Origin of the sequence: Luteolibacter yonseiensis, from assembly GCF_016595465.1 — a bacterium.
GTDB classification, from domain to species: domain Bacteria; phylum Verrucomicrobiota; class Verrucomicrobiia; order Verrucomicrobiales; family Akkermansiaceae; genus Luteolibacter; species Luteolibacter yonseiensis.
This window is the reverse complement of sequence record NZ_JAENIK010000005.1, coordinates 157,240-164,794: the sequence shown is the minus strand read 5'-3', so window position 1 is coordinate 164,794 and position 7,555 is coordinate 157,240. Positions and strand designations below refer to the sequence as shown.

The 7,555-nt window shown below is 61.7% G+C and carries 7 protein-coding genes; all 7 read right to left on the bottom strand.

Features of this window, described 5'->3' with window-relative positions; translation table 11 throughout:
* Positions 1-560: 560 nt before the first annotated feature.
* Positions 561-1,400 (bottom strand): 4-(cytidine 5'-diphospho)-2-C-methyl-D-erythritol kinase, encoded by an 840-nt coding sequence (gene ispE / locus JIN84_RS06185; protein WP_200350161.1) that lies wholly within the window; start codon positions 1,398-1,400, stop codon positions 561-563.
* Positions 1,397-2,113, bottom strand: a complete 717-nt coding sequence (locus JIN84_RS06180) for a laccase domain-containing protein (RefSeq protein WP_200350160.1) — start codon at positions 2,111-2,113, stop codon at positions 1,397-1,399. The genes ispE and JIN84_RS06180 overlap by 4 nt, the downstream gene beginning before the upstream one ends.
* Before the next feature lie 31 nt (positions 2,114-2,144).
* On the bottom strand, positions 2,145-2,600 hold the full coding sequence (locus JIN84_RS06175; RefSeq protein ID WP_200350159.1) for a MarR family transcriptional regulator: 456 nt from the start codon (positions 2,598-2,600) through the stop codon (positions 2,145-2,147).
* Positions 2,601-2,793: 193 nt separating this feature from the next.
* Positions 2,794-3,258 (bottom strand): hypothetical protein, encoded by a 465-nt coding sequence (locus tag JIN84_RS06170; protein ID WP_234043234.1) that lies wholly within the window; start codon positions 3,256-3,258, stop codon positions 2,794-2,796.
* Positions 3,259-3,635: 377 nt separating this feature from the next.
* The gene (locus JIN84_RS06165) at positions 3,636-4,394 is read right to left on the bottom strand and encodes a biotin--[acetyl-CoA-carboxylase] ligase (RefSeq protein WP_200350157.1); all 759 of its coding nucleotides are present in this window, start codon (positions 4,392-4,394) and stop codon (positions 3,636-3,638) included.
* On the bottom strand, positions 4,391-5,239 hold the full coding sequence (gene nadC / locus JIN84_RS06160; protein ID WP_200350156.1) for a carboxylating nicotinate-nucleotide diphosphorylase: 849 nt from the start codon (positions 5,237-5,239) through the stop codon (positions 4,391-4,393). Before nadC ends, JIN84_RS06165 begins: the two co-directional genes overlap by 4 nt.
* A gap of 128 nt (positions 5,240-5,367) precedes the next feature.
* The gene (locus JIN84_RS06155) at positions 5,368-7,533 is read right to left on the bottom strand and encodes a YncE family protein (protein WP_200350155.1); all 2,166 of its coding nucleotides are present in this window, start codon (positions 7,531-7,533) and stop codon (positions 5,368-5,370) included.
* Positions 7,534-7,555 lie beyond the last annotated feature (22 nt).

The window sequence follows — 7,555 nt, the reverse complement described above, 5'->3', positions numbered from 1 at the left end:
TTGCCTCCCCTTGCCTCCCCTTGCCTCCCCTTGCCTCCCCTTGCCTCCCCTTGCCTCCCCTTGCCTCCCCTTGCCTCCCCTTGCCTCCCCTTGCCAGCAAGCTGGCTGCGGAAAGCGGCAGCAAGCTGCGCGCAGTCCAAGGGCTCGCCGCAGGAGAGTTGCGTCGATCGCGTCGTCTTTGCTCATCACTTTAGGCCCATTCCTCCAACCGTTTCAAACACTAAGTCTCTCGCCGTATATTCGCCTTTGCGTGAAATTCGAGGCGGCTCCACACCTGTGAATAACTTGTCTATAGACAATTGATTGAACCGCTTGTTTCAATCGATTGTTTTTTATCAGCATACTGAAAATCAGTTCATTGCAATTACCAGCACCTCCCACTTCGATCTAATTCCCTAAAAATCTCAGATCGATTCATGCAATGCGACATGTGAACAACCTTTCCATCGATACCAAATAGGAACGCACCCATCATCCATGCGGCACGATGCCATTTCCAATGCCAAGCTCCCACAACCAAAGGAGTCTGGAGGCCACAGCCTCTCAAATACTAATTCCCCTCACCCCTCCGTCACGCCGGCCCAATGCCACAAGCCGGGATCCAACGTTGATCGAGCTGCCGCGGCCAGCGACTCCGCATCCGCGGGATCCTTCAGCACCGCGAATACCGTGGAGCCGGACCCACTCATCATCGCGGCATGGGTTTCATCGCGATCCAGCAGCCACTGTTTCACCTCAGCCAGGAAGCGATGCTTCTCAAAAACAGGCCGTTCGAGGTCATTTTCCAACACAACCCCTTGAACCTCTTGTTGTGAATAACTGATTCCAGAAACTTGAAACGATTGTTTCCATCTTTTGTATGCATCAGGTGTTGGCACACTGAACGCCGGTTTGAGCAGCAACACAGGAAGCACGGGCGGCTGGGGCACGGGCGTGATGATCTCGCCGCGCCCGGTGCATCTGGACGCGCCGCTGGTCAGGAAAAACGGGATGTCCGAGCCGAGCGATGCGGCGGCTTCGTGCAGGGCCTCAACCCCCAACTTGAACCCATGGAGACGGTTGATGCCAAGCAAGGCGGCGGCGGCATCGCTGCTCCCCCCTCCGAGTCCGGCTCCGTGAGGGACCCGTTTCCGGAGGGAGATCGAGCACCGGCACGAAATCCCGGCGGCGGCTTCATAGGCCCGGGCCGCCTTGACCACGAGATTCCCCTCATCCCCCGGCACCGTGGGATCGTCGCAGGAAAACGAGAATTCGTCCGATTCACCGAACTCCAGCGTATCGGCCAGCCCCGGCAGCTTCACCATCAGCGTGTCGATTTCGTGGAATCCATCTTCCCGTTTCCCTAGGATGCGGAGCGAGAGATTCAGCTTGGCCGGAGCCTGGAGGGTGAAGGGGGTCATGCGGGGATGTCTTTGGTAATGAGCGCCATCATGCGGCCGGTTTTGCCCAGTTCCTTGCGGTAGCTGTAAAACCGGCTCAGGTCCGCCGCGGTGTTCAGCCCGCAGTCCAGGAATTCGCCGATGCCGGCGCGTTCCGCCTGCGCGCCGATCCCGGCGGGGATGTCCACCTCGTAGTCCGGCGGGCGGATGCACGGGCTGAGCACGGCCACCACGTCGGCCGGGCGGGTGCCGTAGCGTGCGGCCATTTCATCGAGCGCGACCTGGAGGATGTTTCCTTCCGTGCCTTTTTTTCCGGAATGCAACAGCCCGATGGCGCCCGATTTCCTGTCGGCCAGCCAGATCGCGCCGCAGTCGGCATTGTAAATGGCCATAACGATCCCCGGCTGGCAGGTGATGAGCCCGTCCACACCCGGAACCACTGGCAGACCGTCGGGGGCCGTCACCTGCGGACTGCCGGGGACGGCGGCCACATCGGTGCCGTGCACCTGCTCGGCCCGCCACCATCCGGCGTCCGGGCCTGCGAAATTTCTCACAAATTCCTCATGATGAGGACGCAGCAGACGCATCGCCTCATCCCGGTCTCCGGTGATGGGCAGGTCCGGCACCCGTTCGATCCATCCGGCGCGCACGCCGGGGATGGAATTCAGTGGATTTAGAAAAGGGAACGCCTCCGTCACTTCGGGACAGTAACGGAGGCGTTGGGGATTCGCCAAGCTGGTTTATCAGGTCCGGCGAACCAATGGATCAAGCAATGGCGCGGCCATGGATGGCTCGCTTGGTGTGTTCCACGGATTCAGCCTGGTCCTCATCCATTCCTGCCAGAATACCGGCGAGATCGTTCGCGATCTCGGTGCGCATCTTGGAAACCAGTTCGGTTCCCTTGGACGTGATGCGTACCATGATCTTGCGGCGATCTTCGGCAGCGTGCACGCGCTCCACGTAATACAGCTTCTCCAAACGGTCGACCAGACCGGTGGCGGCTGCGGTGGAGTGGCCCATCTTCTTCGCAATGTCGGACATCGTGAGATATTCTTCGCTGGAAAGATAGGTGAGGAGGAAGAACTGGGGGAATGAGACGTTCCCCTTGTTGAGTTCTGTGGACAGGTTCAGGATGCAACTCCGCTGCGTGAACAGGACGAAGTCAGCAAGACGGTCCGCATCGGCTTTCACCGAAGCGCCCGAGGCGTTCATTGTTTTCATTTTGGCTGGTTGTAGTGTTCATGTTTCGGGACATGTAAGGGGGCACAGCCATTGCGATAGGGAAGCTACCTAGGTAACCAGATAGTTATCAACCCTAAAGCTAAATATTTATGACTGCGCTAGCATTTTCAGGCGGGACTTTTTGAAAATACACGGCAGCGAGAGGTTTTGGAAGCAAAGAATTTCGTCGAACTTAATTATTTTTTTGAATATTTTCTTCTGACGGAGCGTCCTCAGTCTGAGGCACTTCAGGATCGGGGACCGGCTGGGGAGCGGGTGTCACGGGCTTCGGGACGTGCTGGGAATAGACGGCATCACCCTTTTCCAAGGTCCCGGCCTGGAGGTCCGCGGCGGCGAATTCGCCCAATTTCTCCCCTGTCACCCGCAGGTTCGCCGTGCGCCCTTCCGGTCCGCGGGTGGTGAGGATCACCCCGGCCTCCGCCTGCCATTCCCCGTAGCGCTGGATCAGGACGAACCGGCGGTCCGCCGGAATGCTGGCGATCTTGCCGACGAGCTTCGGCCCCTCGTCGACGGGTTTTTCCTCCTTTTTCTCGTCCTTCGCGTTTTTTTTCGGATCAGGCTTCGCGTTCTTGTCCGTGGCGCAGGAGGAAAAACAAACGCAGGCGGCGGAGAGCAGGAGGGCGAGGCTGGGTTTCATCAGGGAGAGCATGGCGACCTATTAGCGAAATGGAAACCAGCGATTGTCTCCGATTCCGATCGCGGCGGGATCGCGGCGGGATCGAGGATCGAGGATCGAGGATCGGGGATCGGGGATCGGGGATCGGGGATCGGGGATCGGGGATCGGGGATCGGGGATCGGGGATCGGGGATCGAGGCTGGCGCCCCCCCTTTCCAATCTTCCGCCCCGGTAGGGGCCACGGAAATTAACCGGCGGCGCGAGCCGTCGGCTAATTTCCGTCACCCCTCCGGGGATGTCAGAATCTGATGAAACCGGCTTAGCTACGTGAAATTCAGGTCGTTCCCCTCAATTCCCCTCAATTCCCCTCAATTCCCCTCAATTCCCCTCAATTCCCCTCAGTCCCCCAACACGCGCACTTCATCCGCCTGCATCAGGCGTTCGAGTCCGTCGGTGGTGCGCAGCAGGAGTTCTCCGCCGGGGGCGATGCCTTCCACGATCCCGGTTTTCGGTCCGCCGGCGGTGAGGAGGGCCACCTGTTTTCCCGTCAGCACGCAACGCACGCGGACGGCGGCGATCAATTCCTCGAAATCCCGGTCGATCTGCGCCCGCCGGATCGCGAAACGGCGGATGATCTCCGCCAGCACCTCCCCCCTTTCAAATTCCCGCTCCGCCTCGATCCGCATGGAGGTCGCGATCCCCCGCACGCCTTCCGGAAATTCCGTACTGTTCACGTTCAGGCCAATGCCGACCACCGCGAAGTCCGCGCCGGCCTCCACCAGGATGCCGGCGGCTTTTTTTCCGCCGAGCCAGACATCGTTCGGCCACTTGATGCCCGCCGTGAGACCGGAGGATTCCAGCGCCTCCGCCACCGCCAGGCCCGCCGCCAGCGCGAGGCGCGGCCAGAGGGCTTTCGGCTCCGGCGGTTTCACCAGGATGGAAAACGCCAGCGACTCACCGGGCGGTGAAAACCACGCCGCGCCGCGCCGTCCCCGGCCCGCGGTCTGGCGCTCCGCCAGCACGACGACCCCGTCCGGCGCTCCCATGCGGGCGAGTTCGCGCACCTCGTCATTGGTGGATTCCACCGACTCGCGGACGAACAACCGGAAGGGCTCCGGAAAGCCCGCCGCCGCCCCGTTGAAATCCCCTCCGTTCACAGGCTTTCGAAATCCAGCCCGATGTCGAGCGATGGCGCGGAGTGGGTCAGCGCGCCGACCGAGATGAAATCCACCCCGGTCCTCGCGATCTCCTTCAGTTCCTTCAGAGTGACGCCGCCGCTGGCTTCGAACTGCGGGCGGCCGCGGTCGCCGCGCAGGGTCACGGCGGCCGTGAGCTGCTCGAGCGACATGTTGTCCAGGAGGATGTGATCCACCCCTTCCATGCCGAGAAATTCACGGACCTGGTCCAGCTCGTCCGCCTCCAGCTCCACCTCCACGCCCGGTTTTTCGGACTTCAGCTGATGGATGGCCGCCTGGACCGCCTCCACGCCGCCTTCCGCCGCGAGGTGGTTGTCCTTCACCATCGCCCGGTCGTAAAGCCCCATGCGGTGGTTCGTCCCGCCGCCGTGGACGACGGCCTGTTTTTCCAAAAACCGGTAGCCCGGCGTGGTCTTGCGGGTGTCCAGCACGCGGGCGTTCGTGCCCTTCACCTGCTCCACGTAGCGGGCGGTCAGGGTGGCCACGCCGCTCAGGCGCTGCAGGAAATTCAGCGCCGTCCGTTCCGCGGTGAGGATCGAGCGGGCGGAGCCCTCCACGCGGATCAGCATCGCCCCGGCGGCCACCCGGCTGCCGTCGGCGATCAGGATCTCCACGTCCAGCTCCGGATCCACCGCGACGAAAACCCGTGCCGCCACCTCCACACCGGAGACCACGCCGTCATGCCGGACCGCCACGAACGCGCACGCGCGGCGGCCTTCCGGAATGAAATAAAGCGAGGTCACATCGCCCCCGCCGATGTCTTCGGCAAGTGCGAGTTCGATGAGTTTGTCTGTGTGGTCGTGCATCAATGGGGGCGCATCCTGCCCGACTTTTCCGGAATTTCAACTCATACCGGGAAGGAGGAGAAAGTTTGTTAGATTCTGGTTTTCAAGAAAGATGTGCCCGAAGTGCCGGGTGACCAGTGCCGGAGTGATCACCTGGTGCTTCTTTCCTCATCCTCCGCCGCTTCGATCAACCGCTCGACAGCGATCCGGACCGCCGTCTGGCCGACCATGGGCGTCACGGACTGGATCGCGGAAACGAATCCACCGGAAGCTCCCGCGGAAGGAGCGACCGGCATGAGGTAACGGTTTTCCGTCACGATGAGCCGTTCCCCGCCGCCGAACGCCAGACCACATTCCCCCCAGCGGATCATCAGGCCCGGCGATCCGTAGGAATCATCCAGATCGATCTCTTTCCCGGCAGCGAGAGTGGCGGCGTCATGGACCGTGATCTTCCGCTCCTTGGGATTGCCTCCATTCCGGTAAACAAGAAACCGGCCGCTCCCGGGAGCGGAACAAGTGAGAAAGCTCTCACCCCATTCCAAGTTCAGGTCACCGATCCTCCGCATCTGCTTCCCGTCATGCACCCCACCCTCGGAATCGATCACGATGTCACCGTGGGAGCGGAAGTCTTGTGTGTATGGGGTCACCGTGGTCTCCACTCCATCCAGCAGGGACATTCCATCCGCGGAGAGTTGGAGCGCGCGCAGGATGCCGTCACCATCCTGGTTCCTCGTAAGAACGAAATAGACCGCAGGATCGGCGGAAGGTTCGATGCGGGCACCGTAGAGGTAGGAAACCAAGGCGTGGGAGTTCCGCGGAACCCCATGGTCATAGACGGCGACTCCCTCTCTCCTCAGCGAAACGACCAGCAGGTCCGGCTGACCCGGCACGGTGCAGATGTGTTCCGCCGTCCGCCTGCTGGAAAGGCTTCCACCCACGTGGAACTCCGACTCCACGGTGAAGTCGCTGGTCCTGATTTTTTTGATCGTCCTGTTATCCCGGGTGCAGACATACAGCGCCTCTCCTCCGCTCGTCACGGCGAGCCGGCCCGGTGACGGACCCACGTCCACGCTCGCGACGACCTCCCGTGTCGCGGGGTCCACCGCCACCACGCGGTCCCGATAAGGCCCGTCCGCTTCGGAGCCCACGCTGGCGTAGATCCTGTTCCGCACGGGATCGCCCGCCAGGTCATCAACCGCGAGCGGCAGGACGAACGTCCGCCCCGCGCGCAGGGTTTCAACCGCCACGATGCTGGCAGCCGCGCCTGCAAAACCCGGTGCCGACACATCCACCCGCACCACATGACTCTCGTCCAATACCGATCCGTCGATCACCTCGATGTTGAAGGACGTGCCGGCGCTTCCTTTCGGAATGGTCACCTGGGAGGGTATTTTCAAGTAGGAGGAACCATCGCTCTCCAGCTTCACCACCACGTCCTGGTTCACGGTTCCACCGAGCGCCACATAGGCCCAGTCCACCTCGCCGTCGGTCAGCATTTTCGGGAAATCCAGCCGTATCGCGCGCGGGTTGCCATCGATCACTTTCGTCACTCCGCTGGCGGGAGCCATGCCGGCGATCCGGGCGGTGGCCACGACGTCCATGTCGTTTTCATAAGATCCATCCTCCACGCCCCGGACCTGGAATTTCACGGATTTTTCCCCCGCCGGGATCGTGACCGGCGGGATCGCCAGTTGTCCTGCGGGTGAGGAATCAAACGACACCTGGCAGTCCACATCCACCGCGCGGCCCAATGTGAGCGTGCCCTCGGCGGCCTTCTTTCCCTCCGTCACGCGGGATGGCGTCTGGATCCGGAGCACCGGCGGCTTTTCATCATCCAGCACCGTCACACCGGCCTTCGCGATGAGGAAACCGTCCGACGAGACCTCCACCGCCACGTCCCTGGTCAGGTTCACCGACTTGTCGTTCTTGGAGGAGAATGCGAACGAACATTGTTTTTTACCCTTCGCAAGCGTCACCGTGGACGGCAGGCGCAGCCCGCTTTTGGAATCCACCGAAATCTTGAACCTGATGTCACGGCTCGCCGGGAAGCTGCTCCGGATGACCGCCTTGCCCCCCTTTCCTTCCTTGATCCGCGCGGGGATCGCAAATGTCACCTTGCCGCCCTTGAGTTCGGAAAATGCCGGAGCGAAGGCCGTGCCGCCGGTGGCAGGTGACGCCCCGGGGAATGAAAACGCCGAGGCCCTTTTTTCCACGCCGGTCGCGGCATCGGGATAAAGATCCACCGGCAACCCGGCACCGGCCGGCGAAGGCAGCGAAAACGACACGACGGCCAGACACTTGAGCAAACGTTTCATGGAGGGAGGAATAAAAACAAAG